Source organism: Streptomyces sp. NPDC101181, from assembly GCF_044767975.1.
Lineage (GTDB): Bacteria > Actinomycetota > Actinomycetes > Streptomycetales > Streptomycetaceae > Streptomyces.
This window is the reverse complement of the sequence record NZ_JBIWOX010000002.1, coordinates 1-15,977: the sequence shown is the minus strand read 5'-3', so window position 1 is coordinate 15,977 and position 15,977 is coordinate 1. Positions and strand designations below refer to the sequence as shown.

14 protein-coding genes and 1 rRNA gene are annotated in these 15,977 nt (G+C 70.1%); 7 read left to right on the top strand and 8 right to left on the bottom strand.

All coding sequences use genetic code 11. The features are described from left to right. Nucleotides 1-45: 45 nt before the first annotated feature. Complete coding sequence (locus tag ACIRRU_RS03615) at nucleotides 46-927, bottom strand: hypothetical protein (RefSeq protein ID WP_403675676.1); 882 nt, start codon at nucleotides 925-927, stop codon at nucleotides 46-48. Nucleotides 928-1,264: 337 nt separating this feature from the next. Between ACIRRU_RS03615 and ACIRRU_RS03610 the strand changes: the two genes are divergently transcribed. Then, entirely contained in the window at nucleotides 1,265-1,462 is a 198-nt protein-coding gene (locus ACIRRU_RS03610; protein ID WP_403675673.1) for a hypothetical protein, read from the top strand. A gap of 153 nt (nucleotides 1,463-1,615) precedes the next feature. Here the strand turns inward: ACIRRU_RS03610 and ACIRRU_RS03605 are convergent, their stop codons facing one another. The 5 genes from ACIRRU_RS03605 to ACIRRU_RS03585 form a co-directional block, all read right to left on the bottom strand. Further along, entirely contained in the window at nucleotides 1,616-2,347 is a 732-nt protein-coding gene (locus ACIRRU_RS03605) for a phosphatase PAP2 family protein (RefSeq protein ID WP_403675670.1), read from the bottom strand. A 306-nt stretch (nucleotides 2,348-2,653) separates the two neighbouring features. After that, on the bottom strand, nucleotides 2,654-3,649 hold the full coding sequence (locus tag ACIRRU_RS03600) for an NlpC/P60 family protein (protein WP_403676950.1): 996 nt from the start codon (nucleotides 3,647-3,649) through the stop codon (nucleotides 2,654-2,656). Nucleotides 3,650-3,850: 201 nt separating this feature from the next. Further along, complete coding sequence (locus ACIRRU_RS03595) at nucleotides 3,851-4,387, bottom strand: hypothetical protein (protein WP_403675667.1); 537 nt, start codon at nucleotides 4,385-4,387, stop codon at nucleotides 3,851-3,853. After that, complete coding sequence (locus tag ACIRRU_RS03590) at nucleotides 4,387-6,213, bottom strand: alpha/beta hydrolase (RefSeq protein WP_403675664.1); 1,827 nt, start codon at nucleotides 6,211-6,213, stop codon at nucleotides 4,387-4,389. The genes ACIRRU_RS03595 and ACIRRU_RS03590 overlap by 1 nt, the downstream gene beginning before the upstream one ends. Then, nucleotides 6,210-6,500, bottom strand: coding sequence for a hypothetical protein (locus tag ACIRRU_RS03585; protein ID WP_403675661.1), 291 nt, complete (start codon nucleotides 6,498-6,500; stop codon nucleotides 6,210-6,212). Before ACIRRU_RS03585 ends, ACIRRU_RS03590 begins: the two co-directional genes overlap by 4 nt. 971 nt (nucleotides 6,501-7,471) lie before the next feature. Here ACIRRU_RS03585 and ACIRRU_RS03580 point away from each other — a divergent pair. The 6 genes from ACIRRU_RS03580 to ACIRRU_RS03555 all read left to right on the top strand — a co-directional run bounded on the left by ACIRRU_RS03580 (nucleotide 7,472) and on the right by ACIRRU_RS03555 (nucleotide 14,977). Further along, nucleotides 7,472-7,780 (top strand): hypothetical protein, encoded by a 309-nt coding sequence (locus ACIRRU_RS03580; protein WP_363203910.1) that lies wholly within the window; start codon nucleotides 7,472-7,474, stop codon nucleotides 7,778-7,780. Nucleotides 7,781-7,960: 180 nt separating this feature from the next. Further along, nucleotides 7,961-8,830 (top strand): hypothetical protein, encoded by an 870-nt coding sequence (locus tag ACIRRU_RS03575; protein ID WP_403675658.1) that lies wholly within the window; start codon nucleotides 7,961-7,963, stop codon nucleotides 8,828-8,830. Between the two features lie 34 nt (nucleotides 8,831-8,864). Then, nucleotides 8,865-10,193 carry a hypothetical protein gene (locus tag ACIRRU_RS03570; protein ID WP_403675655.1) on the top strand — a complete coding sequence of 443 codons (1,329 nt, stop codon included), beginning with the start codon at nucleotides 8,865-8,867 and terminating at the stop codon, nucleotides 10,191-10,193. After that, the gene (locus ACIRRU_RS03565; RefSeq protein ID WP_363203913.1) at nucleotides 10,190-11,740 is read left to right on the top strand and encodes an SCO6880 family protein; all 1,551 of its coding nucleotides are present in this window, start codon (nucleotides 10,190-10,192) and stop codon (nucleotides 11,738-11,740) included. The genes ACIRRU_RS03570 and ACIRRU_RS03565 overlap by 4 nt, the downstream gene beginning before the upstream one ends. 161 nt (nucleotides 11,741-11,901) lie before the next feature. After that, entirely contained in the window at nucleotides 11,902-13,329 is a 1,428-nt protein-coding gene (locus ACIRRU_RS03560) for an ATP-binding protein (RefSeq protein ID WP_363203914.1), read from the top strand. A gap of 1 nt (nucleotide 13,330) precedes the next feature. After that, nucleotides 13,331-14,977 carry a type IV secretory system conjugative DNA transfer family protein gene (locus ACIRRU_RS03555; RefSeq protein ID WP_403675652.1) on the top strand — a complete coding sequence of 549 codons (1,647 nt, stop codon included), beginning with the start codon at nucleotides 13,331-13,333 and terminating at the stop codon, nucleotides 14,975-14,977. Nucleotides 14,978-14,981: 4 nt separating this feature from the next. On the opposite strand, the gene ACIRRU_RS03550 is transcribed toward ACIRRU_RS03555, so the two are convergent. Together ACIRRU_RS03550 and rrf are read right to left on the bottom strand one after the other, a co-directional pair. Then, nucleotides 14,982-15,551: a GNAT family N-acetyltransferase gene (locus ACIRRU_RS03550; protein WP_403675649.1), complete on the bottom strand. Its 570-nt coding sequence runs from the start codon at nucleotides 15,549-15,551 to the stop codon at nucleotides 14,982-14,984. A gap of 160 nt (nucleotides 15,552-15,711) precedes the next feature. Then, a 5S ribosomal RNA gene (gene rrf / locus ACIRRU_RS03545) occupies nucleotides 15,712-15,828 on the bottom strand. Nucleotides 15,829-15,977: the final 149 nt, after the last annotated feature.

The window sequence follows — 15,977 nt, the reverse complement described above, 5'->3', positions numbered from 1 at the left end:
GCACGGACGGACCATTTCGGCCCCCTCCCAACCGGCCCCTCCCCCTCACCCTTGCTGGATCTCGCCGGTGTAGATGTCCTCGTCGTCGGGAAGAGCGACCGGGAGCGGCGCCCCGAACCCGTACAGCAGCAGCGTCGAGACGACCGACACCGCGGGGCCGTCGGCCTCGGAGGAGAAGCTGAAGCGGTGGCGGACCTTACGCAGCCGGCCGTCCTCGTCGAGATAGGCGTCGAAGGGAACGGCATCGTTGCTGAACCCTTTCGCCGCCGCGCTCAACGCCCCGCGCGACAACGGGGAGGCGGCCGCGGCGGCGCGCCCCAGATCCGCGACGCCCCGATAGTGACGCACCGTCACCCCGGCCAGTTCGGTCTTCCCCGCGTACGTCACATCGGCGGCGCCGCGCAGCAGTTCGGCGGCGGCCATCGGATCGGTGACCCCGCCGGTGACGAGGTTGCCGTCCTTCAGCGCGGTCGTGTCGATCCTGACCCACTTGTCGTCGGGGACCCCGGCGCCGCGGTTCTTCATGTACAGCGCGCCGGGGGCCAGCAACTCGGTGATCGGCCGGTGGTCGTCCGCGCCCGCGGCGTCCGTGCCGGCCGCGTCCTCGGGCAGCGCGACCTTCAACCGCCCCACCTGCTTGCGGAAGTCGTAAGAGCCCTGCCCCCGGATCGTCACCCGCGTCCCGCCCGCCGCCGTCTCCATGGACGTACGGGCCTCCGCGCCGCCCGCCTCGGCGAGGACGTCCGCGGCCTGCCCGAGGAGATCGAGCGGTCGCTGCGCGGCCACGGCCCGCTGTCCGGAACCGTCCTCCGCAGCGCTTCCGTCGTCCTCGCCGGAGCACCCCGCGGTCACCGCCATGACCCCGGCCACGGCGAGAGCGCAGGCAGCGCGGGCCCCGCCTCCGTACCTGTACTGCTGCACCACCATCGCCTGCCAACCCCCAACGGATTCCGCTCGGCCCGAGCCCTCACCCGCCTCGCATAACGACCACCGGCGTCCGCCGTCACGCCGCCCCGGCGCGCCGCCCCCGCACGCCCGCCCCCGCGAGGGGACGGCCGCGCGCCGGACGGGACGGTCATGCGCCGGGCGGGACGGGACGTTCGTGCGCCCGGCGGGACGGTCGTCCACCGTGCGGGACAGCCCCGCGCCGGGCGGGGCGGGACAGCCATGCGCCGGGCGGTACGCCCCCGCGCCCGGTGGCCGATGCTCGGGCGGCCGATGCTCGGGCACCCGGTTCGGTGGCCGACCCCAGTACCGTGGTCACGTGCACGAGGAACCCCCCGCCCCCGCCCGCACGACCCTCCCCGAACTCCCTCCCCCACCACCGACGGGACACAGCGCCACCACGATCGAGCGTGGCTCGTTCTGCCTGGCCCGGTGCACGTGCGGCTGGTCGGGACCGGCGCGCAGATCGCGTGACCGGGCCCGCACGGACGCCGCGGAACACCTGGCAGCCCCCTGACAGCGCCGTTCCCCCGGGTGCGGAGGCACCCGGGGGAACGGGATAACGGAACACGGGGGAACGGGGGCACAGCCGTGGAGCGGAGGCGGACCCCGCCGGGCCCGCGAAAGGGACCGGTTCAGTCCAGCTGAGCAGACCCGGCTGGGGAGGGGATCAGGCGGCGAGATCCTTCTCGCCGGTGTCGCCCCGCCGGGCCCCGGGCCGCGGGTCGGGGATGCCCAGCGCGTCGCCGCGCTCATCCGTGTACACGACGGACAGCTTCGTCGAGCGGACGAACCAGCCGACGCGGGGCGAACGTGCGACGGCCGCCATCAGCGGGGTGAGCAGAGCCATGGCGAGCGGGGCCAACAGGAGTGTGACGGCCGTACCGAGGGCGAACCCGCCGATGACGTCGGTCGGGTAGTGGACGCCCATGTAGATGCGGCTGATCCCGGCGAAGAGCGCGAGGCCGATGGCGACGAAGCCGAACTTGCGGTTCGCCACGAAGATGCCGACGGCGATCCCCATGGCGAGGGTGGAGTGGTCGCTGACGAACGAGTAGTCCGTCTTGCCGTGGATCAGGACCTCAAGGCCTTCGTGGTCGTTGAACGGACGTGGCCGCTCGACGAATCCGCGGATCGGGATGTTGACGATGATCGCGATCGCGGCGGCGAGCGGAGCCCAGACGACGGCGGCGACACCCGTCACCGAGTCCTCGACCGTGCCGCGCTTGCGCAGGCTCCACCAGCACCACAGGCCGACGACGACCAGGCCGAACATGATCCCGTACTCGCCGACGAACTCCATGGTCCGGTCGAACCAGGTCGGAGCGGCCTTGGCGAGCCCGTTGATGTCGTAGAGCAGACTGACGTCCGGGTTCGACCCGTCGAGTTCGACTCCAGCCATCTGCCGCGGCCCCTTGCCTAGTCTTCTGCTGCTGCTTCTGTCTCATCCGCTACGACGCGCGTCCGTACACGCCGCCGTGGTCGAACCCCCGCGTCCGATGCGATCCGCGGTGCCGCACTGCACCGCGCTCTCCAGGGAACGGCCTGTTCGTCGCGAGCGTTCCGCTCTCCACCGAATGATCACCAGGACGTTATCGAAGAGAGACCCATCGCCGCAGCTCAGGGGCAGGGCTTCACGGAGAGTTCCGACCCTGGCCGACTGCCCGTCAGCACCCCCGGCCACGCCGCTCGGGTCGCGAGACATGCGTCACCCCGGAGGCAGATCGGTGGGAAGGGCGGCGGCCCCGTCCTTGGTGACCCGGGTGGCGCCGAAGTAGTCCGGCGTATCGATCTTGTCGAACCGGATCACCGCCCCCGTGAACGGCGCGTTGATCATATAGCCGCCCCCGACGTACAACCCCACGTGCCGGATCGCCCGGGAGTTGGTCAGGTCGTCCGAGAAGAACACCAGATCCCCCGGGAGCAACTCGTCCCGCGAGGGGTGCGGCCCGGCGTTGTACTGGTCGTTGGCGACCCGCGGCAGCTCGATCCCGACCGTCCGGTACGCCGCCTGGGTCAGCCCCGAACAGTCGAACCGCCCCTGCTGCTCCGGCGTCCCGTTGCCACCCCACAGATAGGGCGTGCCGAGCTTCTTCTGCGCGAAGTAGATCGCCCCGGCCGCCTGCCGGGAAGGCGCGACCCGGCCGACCGGCCGGGCGAAGCTCTTCTCCAGCGAGCGGATGATCTTGACGTAGTTCTGCGTCTCCTTGTATGGAGGCACACCGCCGTACTTGATCACCGCGTAGGCCCCGGCATTGTAGGCGGCCAGCATGTTGTTCGTCGGGTCGCCCGGCACCTTCTTCACGTACCCGGCGAGCTCACAGTCGTACGAGGCGGCCGAGGGGATGGCATCGGCGGGATCCCACACGTCCCTCCGGCCGTCGCCGTTGCCGTCGATCCCGTGCGAGGCCCAGGTGCCGGGGATGAACTGAGCGATGCCCTGCGCGGCGGCAGGACTCTGCGCCTGGGGGTTCCAGCCGCTCTCCTGGTACAACTGCGCGGCAAGCAAAGCCGGGTTGATCGCCGGGCACAGGTCACCCCACTTCTGGACGAGCGGCTGGAACCGCGCCGGAACGGCCCCCTTGGCAAGCGCGACGGCCCCACCGCCGCCCGCACCGGCGAGACCGGCGGCGGCGGAGTACGTACCGACGAGGAGCAGAGCCATGAGGAACGCCGCCGCGCCCAGGCCGATGCCACCGAACACCCAGAATTTCCGCACCCCTCAACCATCCCCCATCGAGGGACGCTTCAGAGCCGTTTTCGCGGGTGTGTACGAGTCATCCGGGTCATCCCCGGCTCACCGAGGGCCGACACCCCCCACCCACAGCCCCCCACCGCACACCACCGGCGCACCGGAAGCACACGGGGGCGCTGACACCTCACGGGGCACGGACCTGACGGATCCTCACCCATCTCCAGCCGACCAGAAGTCGGAGTGGATGTTGGGGCGGGGGATGTACTGGGCCTGAGGATCGAGCGGAGCGGTGGCACGGCTGGTGGAGTCGGCGACCTCGGAGAAGCGAACGCAGGGGGTGTCGACGGTGAAGTGCACCTGGCCTTTGTCAGCGACGGTCAGACGAACCTCAAACCCATCCTCAGTCCTCGCATAGATGGCAGGAACATCCACATTGTTGTTCACGGCCGTCATGCGGTATCCGCTCTTTCGCCAGAAGCGATCAACGACACCCAGGAAGCTGCCCCTCCGCTGAGCGGATACCACAGTCATCACTGTCCTCCGACGTGTGACCGTGCAACTGTCCGAGGTCGTAGGTCCATGCACCCAGCGAACGTTCGGCTCAATCTCCGCGAGGACGCTGTCAAGAATTGCATCTGCGCGATCTGCGGCTTCCTGCATATCCACTTTCCCCTCCTGCTTACCAGAGCATCCCGAGAGAAATGACCCCACCAGAAGAGCCAGGAAGATCAAGCTCTTTCGAGTCATCAACGCGGTTCCTCCGACTTAATCTTGCGAGAATTACCAGAAGCGATCAACGCCATGTTCTCGACTGACTTCCCATCAAGCGCCGGATCGAAGTATTCCGAATGCGCGTCGACCGACAACTTGCCGTTCGCGATCAGCGGCGGTCCGTCCCCCACCTCGAAGCGTCTCGCCCCGAACGCCTCACTGGCCGGATCCTTACCGAACCAGACATCGTCATCGCCCCGGTCCGCGAGGTCACCGGCGAGGTAGGCGGCCGCCGGTCCTCCGAACAGCATCTCGGCCGCCCCGAGGGCCGTTTGCTCCTTCGACGGAAGTTTGGTCACGACATCGTTGGCGGCGGCACCGACAAAGACATGGTCCCGCCCCACCCCCAGATCGTCAGCGCTGTCGACGCCCACCCCGGGGCTACCGACGAACACGATGTCATCCACACCGGGGATTCCTCCCGGCTGCTGTGTGGCAGCCCCTACCGTGCGTGAGCCGTAGGAATGACCGATGGCGGTCATATGCGGGTCGCCGTAATCATTGGTCGCGGCGATTCCGCCCGTGAACTCACCAAAGGAACGGCCACCCGTCTCCGCGCGCCCGCCTGCCGCCACAGCAAGTGTTCCCATTCCGTCGGGGGACTGGGGCGCATCGTAACCGAGCCAGGTAATGGCGGCGGCCGGCGCTCCGTATTGGTTCGCGGCGATCGACAGGTCCCTCGCCCGCTTCAAATCGCCCTGGGCGAACTCCTCATCCAACGACGTATTCAACCCCGGCACATAAGCCGCCACGTTCCGCGACGTATCCGGATTCCCGTACGCGACGATGGCCCGCCCGTTCCCCTGGTCTCCGATACCCAACAGATACATCGGCGGCTCCCCCGCCTTCGGCACCTCCCGCAGCTGCCGGTCGATCTCGCGCAGCGCCGCCAGCTTGGTGGCCGAGTCCTCGTCGTCCTGCCCCGCCAGCTTCCCGATCAGCAGCTGGAGGTTGTCGCGGTTGGCCGCGTCCCGTACCAGGGCCGGGACGCCGTCCAGGTTGCCGATCAGGTCCGGGTAGACCGCGAGGTACTCCTCGCGGTGCTCCTCCGTCAGCCCGTCCCACCACTTCTTCCGCTCGGCCGGACTCGCGTCGTACGGGATCGCGTTCTCCAGGTAGCTCCTCGCCACCTCCCGCACCGCAGCCGCATCGGCCGCCGCGTCCGTCCAGGTCGCCGCCGGAACGCCCAGGCCGGTCCGGGCCCGCAACTCCCGCAGGATCCTCGTGTACCGCCAGTCCGCGTCCGCCGCCGTCCGTACGGCCCGCGCCACCCGGTCCGCGATGTCCTGGGCCTTGCCCGCGTGCGGATGAGGCGTGACCAACCCCGAGGGGGCGACCATGCCCGGGTTGGGGACCCCGGACGCCGTACCACCCGCCAGCGGCTTCCCGGCGACCAGGCCCTCCCCCGCCTCGGGATACGTCACCGAACCGTCCGGGTGGACCGTAAACCTCAGCTCCGCCGCCTCGTCCAGCGCACCCTGGAGCACCCGTTGCTGCGCCTTGATCTCATGGGCCAGGCTGTTCAGCGTGGTCCGCAGCAGCCCGCACTCCGTATAGATGTACTGGAAGTTCGTCCCCAGCCGACGCAACCGCCCGAGGGCCGCCCCCGCCGCCTCCCCTTTCTGCGCATCGCGCAGGCCGGGCAGGATCTGTCCCTCGACACGGTCGCGTGCCGCGTCCGCCCGGTTGCTCACCCGCCCCCACCCGTCGGCGGCCTCCTCCAGCTCGGCGCACCTCACCTCGCGTAACGCCGACCACGTCAGCGAAGAGCCGGCAACCGCGCCGCTGCCCCGCCCGCTCACCGCGCCCCGCCACAGCTCGCGGCGCGTACCTGGGCGAAGTCGCTTCGCACCCCTTCGTTGACCTCGGCCTGGCAACGGGCCACCGTACGCAGCTTGCCGGCGAGGCTTCCGCACTCGCCCCGCGCCTCCTCCAGCCGACGCTCCCACGAGGCCCGTACGGAACTCAGCTCGGCCAACGCCGCCAGGGCCCCGGCACCCGCGATCAGCCCATGGTGCGCGGCCTCCAGTTCGCCTCTGGCCGGGCCGAGATGTGCGACCAGCTGGTCGGCGGCCCCGGCGGCCCGCACCCACGGACCACCGTGGTGCCGCAGCTCCCCACCGCCTGCCGGTTCCCCGGAGGACCCCACCGCCCAGCCGGGTGCCGGGGTCCCTCTCCAGCCCGGCGCCACGGGCCCGACCGGGCCTCCGGCACCCACACCGCCCGCCAGCCCGGACAGCCCCGACGCCCCGTCAGGCGGCCCCGAGCCAAGGGCCCCGCCCACACCTCCCACCGCACCCACTCCACCCGTGCCGCTCACTCCACCCACACCCCTCACCTCGCCTCTCGACCGTTGACCGGCGGCACTGTGCCAAATCCGCAACCCGCGACATGCCGCTGGTCAACACCACGGCGAGCGGGCTCCGTACACTCCTGGCACGGTGTTTCCCGGCCCCCGGAACCGGGCGACCCTCCCCCGTCGAGGCATGCGGTTCACCCGAACGGAGTGGAGCGGAACCCGGGCCACCGGCACGAGACCGCGACCGACCTCGGAGGTCCTGCGCAGCCGGACACCGCTCCGACCCCGGAAGCCGAACCCGGAGGGGAGGGGATGGCGAGGGGAAAGGACGAGCGGTCGTGCGCCGAGAGGACGGGACCCGCCGACCGACCGCCGGACAGAACCACAGCCGCCCCACAGGCCGTACTTATCAACGAACCTGACGAGGCGACGGGCAGGACCACGATGCGACCGGCGCATCAACCGCTCTCGAACGGCGCATACGAACACCCCGTGCTCCACGAACGCTGCGACCGCATCAGAACCCATGGCCACCGTCGTTGCTCCCGGTCACACCGCGTGATACACAGAGTAACCAGGTGAACGCACGAGATACCCGGGACGAGCCGCAGGTCAGGGCGGCCGGCCCGGTCAAACGTGCGAGTTCCGGGTAAAGAGACCTGGAAGGCGTCGTGCGAGCGCGGTTTCATCAGCGAAGATAGAAGGCGACCCGTGCCAGAACGGCACAGGCAGCGAACTACCCAACAGGGGCGGTGACTTACATGATCCTGGCAGCAGAGAAGGGCGACATCACCACCATCATCGGCGGAATCGCCCCGGACTGGGGGCCGTTCGGGTCGCTGGGCAACGAGGCGCGCATCATGATCGAGGTGGTGATGGCGATCGCCATCCTCCTCTGCCTCGGTATCGCGATCTGGGGCGCGGCGAAGCAGCGCATCGGGGCGACAGCACTCCGCGACACGTTCAGCGCGGAACAGGGCAAGGGGCTGATCGTGGCAGGCCTGACCGGGGTCTTCATCATCGGCTCCCTCGGCACCCTGTTCACCATCGTGTACGGAATGGCCGTCTGACCCACCGTCGGCCGCTCCGCACCGGGCCGTCCCAGCCCGCCCCCCACGTCCGTCCGTCGCGCCCACCGGCTGAGGTTGCGTTTCCCTGATGTCGAGTCACTCCACCGCGCTCACGCGGCAACCAGCACCGCTACCGTCGTCCTGCGCGGATCCGCACACGACCGAGGGAGCGAACGCGCCATGAGTCCCGGCGACGAGCACGACTACCGCGGCAAGGACCAGGGGAGCCGCCCGGACGACCCGTACAGCACCCTCGGCGGCACCCGCCAGACCCGCACCCGCCTTCCCGACGGCGACGCGGGCAACCCCGGCGCGCGCCGCCCCGTCCGCAACTCCCGCTCCCTCATCACGATCACCGGCGTCGTCGTCCTCCTCATCGCTGCCATCGCCTTCGCCAACCGGGGCGGCGGCAGCGACGACGGCGCTTCCCGCAACACGGCGAACCCCGGAGCCGGTGGCAGCGCCCCCACCGCCGCCACCGGCACCAAGCCGGTCCAGGGCAAGAACGGCACCATCGCCTCCGGCTTCGCCCGGGACGAGCAGGGGGCACAGAGCGCGGCGGCGAACTACGCGGTGGCGCTGGGATCGGCGGAGATGTTCAACCAGGAACAACGCGCAAGTATCGTTCGGTCCCTCGCGCACAGCAGCTCCTTGGCAACACTCCAGTCGGGCTTCGATGCCGACTATTCCCAAGAGTTCCTGAAACAGATCGGCCTCAACGCCGATGGAAGCGCGCCTGCGGGCTCCACCTTTGTCAACCGCACACTGCCAGCCGGAACCAAGGTGACGTCCTACTCGTCGAATCAGGCAGAGGTTGAGGTCTGGTGCGCGGGCCTCTTCGGCCTGACCGGCGATAAATCGACAAAGCCTGTAACCAGCGGCTGGTTTACCGTAACCATGAGTCTGAAGTGGAACGGCTCCGACTGGAAGGTCATCAAGACCGGCCAGCAGACCGGCCCCTCTCCTGTCACGGGTGATAATCCTGTGTCCCAATCGGACGAGATCGCAGACGCGGTCAACGAGTTCGGGGGGTTCACCTATGCCCGATAGCCTTCGACGTCGTCTCTGGTCGAGCAGCTTCAGCATGGTGGCAGTACAGGTCGCGATGCTCACATTCGCCTCTCGCGCAGCGGCAGACCCCACACCTACGCCGACCCCCAGCGGCAGCAGCGACCCCTGCGAGTTGATCGCCGGCCCGGCACGTGACTACTGCGAAGGCGGCGAAGGCGCAGGCTCCCGTACCCAGGACGTCGCGCCCGCCGACGCCCTCGACCCCCTCTCCTCCCTCGCCCGAGGCTGCGCCGACGCCGCCGCCTGGATCGTCGGCAAGCTCAGCGAGGCCGTCGAGTCCACGGCGAACGTCGACTTCACCAACCAGAAGTTCCTCCAGCAGTACGCCGTCATCTTCGCCGCCTCCACCATCCTCACCCTCGTCCTCTGGCTCCTCGCCGTGGCCAAGCGCGCCATTCGCGGCGTCCCCCTCACCACCGCGGTCTCCGAGGCCGTCGGGTTCCTCTGGCTCACCGTGCTCGCCTCGGCGTTCACGCCGCTGATCCTGTACACGATCGTCTCCGCCACCGACGGCGTCACCGAGGTCATCGCCGCCGCCACCGGCGGCCAGAGCGACGTCTTCTTCGGCTCGTTCGCCGAAGCCCTCAAAAAGGGCGAGGACATCGGCGGCGGCCCGATCATGCTGATCGTCGTCTCGCTCGTCTCGATCCTCGCCGCAGGCATCCTGTGGCTGGAACTCGTCATCCGCGCCGCCCTGCTCTACGTCGGCGCGCTCCTCGGCATCGTCGTCTACGCCGGTCTCGTCGACAAGAACATGTGGGGCCACGTCCGCCGCTGGGCAGGCATCATGATCGCCGTGATCATGGTCAAGCCGGTCATCGTCATCGTCCTCGGCCTCGCCGGAGCACTCTCCGCCAACGACGGCCCCGACGCCTTCTCCGCCGTCGTCTCCGGCCTCTCCATCATCCTGCTCGCCATCTTCGCCTCCGCCATGATCTACCGCTTCGTCCCCGGCTTCGGCGACGAGATCCAGGGCGCCCGCACCAACCGCAAGCAGGCCACCGACGGCTCCCAGGCCGCCGCCCTCATCAGCTCCCCGGCCGCCCTCGTCTCCCAGGGCATCAAGACCCACAGCGGCCGCAACGACCAGAACAGCTCCGGCGGAGGCGGCGCCCGCCCCGCCAACCCGGCCAGTGGAGGCGTCGCCGCGCACAGCTCCCGCACCTCCGGCGGAAGCGGCGGCGGAGGCGCGGTCGGCGGCGGATCTGTCCCCTCCGCCGCACCCCCGCCCCGCAGCGGCTCCGCGCCCACCTCCAGCACCCCCCACAGCAGCCGCTCCCCCCGAGGCGGAGGCGGCTTCGGCAGCACAGGTAACCCGAGCACAGGAGGTGGCGGGCGTTGACGACCCAGTCCCACACGATGGCGCCCCGCCGCACGTATCTCATCGGCCGCGCCCGGCCGAACGCGATCGTCGGCAAGAACCGCGAGACCGGCGAGATCGCCCTGATCATCGCCGGAGCGTTCCTCGGCATGATGAGCGGCCTCCTCGTCCCCGTCCTCTCCCTCCGCATCGTCTGCCTCGTCGGCTTCCCGATGCTGGCCCTCGCCGTCGTGTACGTCCCGTACAAGGGCCGCACCTTCTACAAGTGGTTCGAGATCAACCGCAGCTTCAAACGCTCCGTGCGCCGCGGTACCGCCTACCGCTCCGGCGCCATGGAAGCGGGCATCAGCGCCGACGGCCGCGAGGTCGAGATCGGCCCGCCCCCCGGCATCGGGCGGATCAGCTGGCTCGCCGCCCCCTTCGGCCCCGACGAGATCGCCGTACTCCTGCACGCCGACCGGCGCACCGTCACCGCCGCCATCGAGATCGAGGGCCCCGGCGTCGGCCTGCGCGACAGCGAGGACCAGGAGGCCCTCGTCGACCGCTTCGGCACCCTCCTCAAGCACGTGGCCAACGGCGACGGCTTCGTCACCCGCCTCCAGATGCTCGCCCGCACCCTCCCCGCCGACCCCGACGCCCACGCCAAGGACGTCGCCCAGCGCGGCGACCGGACCGCCCCCGGCTGGCTCCAGGACTCCTACGACCAGCTCCAGTCCATGGTCTCCACCTCCAGCGAGCAGCACCGCGCCTACCTCGTCGCCTGCATGCACTACAGCCGCGAACTGGCCGCCGAGGCCAACGCCATGGCCCGCGCAGCCCGCCCCCAGGGCGGCCGCCGCCTCGACCGCGACGCCGGTCTCGCCGTCGTCATGGCCCGCGAGCTCACCGACATCTGCGCCCGCCTCGCCGAGGCCGACATCCGGGTACGCCAGCCTCTCGGCCAGAGCCGCGTCGCCTCCCTCGTGCACTCCATGTACGACCCCGACCACCCCATCGACCACATCCAGGCGATGACCAAGCGCAACGCCTGGCCCGCCGAACTGGACGCGGTCGAGCCCACGTTCCTCCAGGCCAAGACCCGCGAGTCCACCACCCGCGCCCCCTGGTGCCACGCCACCGCCTGGGTGAAGGAGTGGCCGATGACCCCCGTCGGCGTCAACTTCCTCGCCCCGCTCCTCGTCCACACCCCCGACGTGATCCGCACCGTCGCCGTCTCCATGGACCTCGAACCCACCGAGGTCGCCATCGAACGGATGCTCACCGAGAAGACCAACGACGACGCCGAGGCCAGCCGCCAGGCCAAGATGAACCGCACCGTCGACCCCCGCGACATCGCCGCCCACGGCCGGCTCGACCAGCGGGGTGAAGATCTCGCCAGCGGCGCCGCCGGGGTGAACCTCGTGGGGTACATCACCGTGTCGTCCCGTTCACCCGAGGCCCTCGCCCGCGACAAGCGCACGATCCGCGCCTCGGCCGGCAAGTCGTATCTCAAGCTGGAGTGGTGCGACCGCGAGCACCACCGCGCGTTCGTGAACACCCTCCCGTTCGCCACCGGCATCCGCCGCTGACCGTCCCTCACGCACCCCGCACCCGTCCCACTCGCCCACTCAGCCACCGCCCATCCACACCCCCGCGAAGACCCACGCAGACCCACGCAGACCCCACAAACACGCACGTACCCAAGACGAACCGAACCCGCAGAAGCACGACGAGAGAGGGCAGCCACGCCATGCGAGACCCCCTGTCCGCGGTGTCGGATGCCTTCACCTCCTTCCTCTTCGGCAAGGTGGAGACGACCCGGCTCCCCGTCCGCACGTCGACGGGCCAGGCCCAGGCGGTCTACCTCCCCACCGCCGCCCCCGGCCTCGGCGACTCCGGCGTGATCATCGGCCGCGAGGTCTACAGCGGCAAGGGGTACATCTACGACCCCTTCCAGCTGTACGGGCAGCAACTCCCCGCCCCCCACTGGCTGGTCCTCGGCGAGTCCGGCAACGGCAAGTCGGCGCTGGAGAAGACCTACGTCCTGCGCCAGCTCCGCTTCCGCGACCGCCAGGTCGTCGTCCTCGACGCCCAGGGCGAGGACGGCGTCGGCGAATGGAACCTCATCGCCCAGGAGCTGGGCATAACCCCCATCCGCCTGGACCCGACCGCGGCGCTCAACGGCGGCATCCGCCTCAACCCGCTCGACCCGTCCATCACCACCACCGGCCAGCTCGCCCTGCTCCGTACGATCATCGAAGTCGCGATGGGCCACGGCCTCGACGAACGTTCCGGCTTCGCGCTCAAGGTCGCCCACGCCTACGTCACCGCGACCATCACCGACCGCCAGCCGGTCCTGATGGACATCGTCGAGCAACTGCGCCACCCCGAGCCCGAGTCCGCCGAGGCGATGAACGTCGACATAGACGATGTACGGGCCTGGGGCCTGGACGTCGCCCTCGTCCTGGACCGGCTCGTCGACGGCGACCTGCGCGGCATGTTCGACGGCCCCACCAGCGTCGGCATCGACCTCGACGCGCCCCTCATCGTGTTCGACCTCTCCCACATCGACCGCAACTCGATCGCCATGCCGATCCTGATGGCGATCGTCGGCGTCTGGCTGGAACACACCTGGATCAGGCCCGACCGCAAGAAGCGCATCTTCCTGGTCGAAGAGGCCTGGCACATCATCAACTCCCCCTTCGTCGCCCAGCTCTTCCAGCGCCTGCTGAAGTTCGGCCGCCGTCTGGGGCTCTCCTTCGTCGCCGTCGTCCACCACCTCAGCGACGTGGTCGACGGGGCAGCGGCCAAGGAAGCCGCGGCCATCCTCAAGATGGCCTCCACCCGCACGATCTACGCCCAGAAGACGGACGAGGCCAGAGCGACCGGGCGGGTCATCGGCCTGCCGCGATGGGCCGTCGAGATCATCCCGACCCTCACCCCCGGCATCGCCGTCTGGGACGTCAACGGCAACGTCCAGGTCGTCAAACACCTGATCACCGAGGCCGAACGCCCCCTGGTCTTCACCGACCGCGCGATGACCGAGGGATCGGCCACCGACACCGACGACCAACTGCCCGACGACATCCGCGCCGCGGAGCTGGAGGCGGAGGAGCGGGCGGCCCGGATCGAGAGCCAGCAACGGGCGAACGAGTCGTCCCGGTCAACGGTCGCCTGACATGGCACGCCAGGCACCACGGGGCCGGGGCCCGCACCGCCCCGATGGGAACGACGGACGCAACGGGCACAGCGCATACGACGGATACGAGGGGCGCAACGGCCACCAGCGCCCCCGTCAGGCCGGCGGCGTCCCCGACGGCCTCCTGATCGGTCTCCTCGGCCTCTTCCTCGCGGCCACCCTGGCCACCTGGACGGCCACCGGCCTGGCCGGGCTCTTCGCCCACGGCTCCTGGCCGGACGGCGTCACGTTCACGCAGTCCCCCCTCGCCCTGCGCGAACTGGCCACCGCCCCCCAGGACCTCCCCGGCGCCTGGCCCGCGACGCCTCCGGGCCAGCTCTCCGGATACGGGCTGTTCTGGGGCCTGTTCATCGGCACGCTGATGGTCCTGGGGGTCCTGGCGGTGTTCACCCTCGGGGTCCTGGCCCGCTGGCGCCTCGTACGGCAACACCGCCGCGAGGAGAGGACCCTCGGCCCGCACGAGATGCCGACGCCTCACGCACCGGCCGATGGACAGCTCCCAGCACCGCCCCTGGTCAAACACCCCGCACAACACCAAGCACCACCCGCCCCAGCACCACAAGCACAGGCACAGGCACAGGCACAGGCCCAAGCTCAGGCACAGGCCCACCCGCAGCCAGAACCACCCCAAACCCCAACACCCCCGCCCCCGCCCCCAGCGGCTCTCACCACCCCCCTCCTCCCGGCCCAACGCACCCCGCTCCTCGTCTACGCCCCGGCCCCCGACCGGCGTCCCACCGCCGTCCGGGCAGTCCAGGACGCCGAGGGTCCCGCACTGGTCGTCACGTCGGACCCCACGGTCTGGGCGGAGACGAAGGACGCCCGCGCCAAGCTGGGTCCGGTACTCGTCTACGACCCGGGTCACCTCTGCGACACCCCCGCCCGCCTCCACTGGGCACCCACGGCGGGCTGCGAGCACCCCGCCACCGCCGCCGTACGCGCCGCCGCGCTCCTCGCCCCGGTCCGCCCGCAGGCGAGGATCGACGCAGCGGTCGCCGACACCGCGCAGACGCTCCTCCAGTGCTGGCTGCACGCGGCGGCGGTGGACGGCCGCCCCTTCCGCCAGGTCGCCCGCTGGGCCTCCGGGGCCGCCGCCCACGACCCCGTACGTGTCCTTCGTACGCACCCCAAGGCCGCGTCCGGACTCGCCGGGCTGCTGGAGTCCGCGCTCACGGCCTACCCGGAACGGCGCGAGGTCGCCCAGGAGTTGAACGTACGGGCCTTCTCGGCCCTCTCCTCCGTCCATATCCGCGAGGCCTGCACGGCGAACCGATCGGATACGGCCGCGCTGGAATCTTTTGCCCGCGAGGGGGGAACGCTCTATCTGGTCGGTGACCCCATCGAGGATCCCCGTACCCGCCCCGGCGCGATGCCCCTCCTCACCGCGCTCGCCTCACACGTGGTCGAGCACGGCCGCCGCATGGCCGCACGGTCATCTGACGGTCGGCTCGACCCACCAATGACGCTGGTCCTGGACGACGTGGCCGCCGTCGCCCCGCTCCCCCAGCTCCCCGAGCTGCTGGAGAGGGGCCAGGAGCTGGGGCTGCCCACCATCGCCCTGCTCCGCTCCCGCGAACAGGGCCGGGCCCGCTGGCAGGAACACCTGCCGACCCCGGACCAGGGGTAGGGCCTCACCCCCGCTCGATCACGTACTCCAGCTCCCACTCGCCCCGCTCCCCCGGAGCCGGAATCCGCCGCCCCGACGGTACGAACCCGAAGCGGCGGTAGAACGCCGCGGCCCGCGGGTTGCTCTCGTGCACATGCAGGCGCACCCGCTCCAGCCGCGGCGCCGAGAGCGACCAGGCCCAGTCGACGGCCTCGCGGAACAAGGCATCGGTCACCCCGGACCCCCGCACCTCCGGCCGCACGAAGACGCCCACCAGGTGCCCTTGAGCCACCGCCGGGACCTCGCCGTAGCCCGCACCCTCTGCGCCTTCCGGTTCGTCCTCCGGCCGCTCGACGAGCACGGTGACCGTGCCCACCCACACCCCGTCGGACGACTCCGCGACGAACTGCCGCACCTTCCAGCCCTCGGCGGCCGTGGCCGTGCGGTCCTGCCAGAACGCGTCCGGCCACGCGGCGGCCTCTTCGTAGGACCCCAGGAATGCGACAGGAGCCGCCGGATCCCTCAGCGCGTCCAGCCGCAGCCGTTTGACCGCCTGCCACTCATCCGCCCGCACCGCGCGCATCACGTAGTCCATACCGCAATCCTTGCCACGCACGCGCGCCACGTTCAACCGGGTACTTCACCGCATCGACACCCGACGCCGCTCTCCGAACGGGCTCAGAATGGGTTCACGAATAGGTTCAGAACGCAGGAAAGCCCCGTACCATACGGTACGGGGCTCCCCCACAATAATCGTTCGGCGGCGTCCTACTCTCCCACAGGGTCCCCCCTGCAGTACCATCGGCGCTGAAAGGCTTAGCTTCCGGGTTCGGAATGTAACCGGGCGTTTCCCTAACGCAATGACCACCGAAACACTATGAAACTGAACACCGGGCAATATCACGGCTGTTCATTATTTCAGAACTAACACAGTGGACGCGAGCAACTGAGGACAAGCCCTCGGCCTATTAGTACCAGTCAGCTCCACCCCTCACAGGGCTTCCACATCTGGCCTATCAAC

Bases quoted from the DNA above. Each gene is read 5' to 3' on its own strand.
- ACIRRU_RS03560 (WP_363203914.1), top strand. From the start codon at position 11,902: ATGCGAGACCCCCTGTCCGCGGTGTCGGATGCCTTCACCTCCTTCCTC.
- ACIRRU_RS03580 (WP_363203910.1), top strand. From the start codon at position 7,472: ATGATCCTGGCAGCAGAGAAGGGCGACATCACCACCATCATCGGCGGA.
- ACIRRU_RS03615 (WP_403675676.1), bottom strand. From the start codon at position 927: ATGGTGGTGCAGCAGTACAGGTACGGAGGCGGGGCCCGCGCTGCCTGC.
- ACIRRU_RS03550 (WP_403675649.1), bottom strand. From the start codon at position 15,551: ATGGACTACGTGATGCGCGCGGTGCGGGCGGATGAGTGGCAGGCGGTC.
- ACIRRU_RS03575 (WP_403675658.1), top strand. From the start codon at position 7,961: ATGAGTCCCGGCGACGAGCACGACTACCGCGGCAAGGACCAGGGGAGC.
- ACIRRU_RS03555 (WP_403675652.1), top strand. From the start codon at position 13,331: ATGGCACGCCAGGCACCACGGGGCCGGGGCCCGCACCGCCCCGATGGG.
- ACIRRU_RS03570 (WP_403675655.1), top strand. From the start codon at position 8,865: ATGGTGGCAGTACAGGTCGCGATGCTCACATTCGCCTCTCGCGCAGCG.
- ACIRRU_RS03605 (WP_403675670.1), bottom strand. From the start codon at position 2,347: ATGGCTGGAGTCGAACTCGACGGGTCGAACCCGGACGTCAGTCTGCTC.
- ACIRRU_RS03595 (WP_403675667.1), bottom strand. From the start codon at position 4,387: ATGACTCGAAAGAGCTTGATCTTCCTGGCTCTTCTGGTGGGGTCATTT.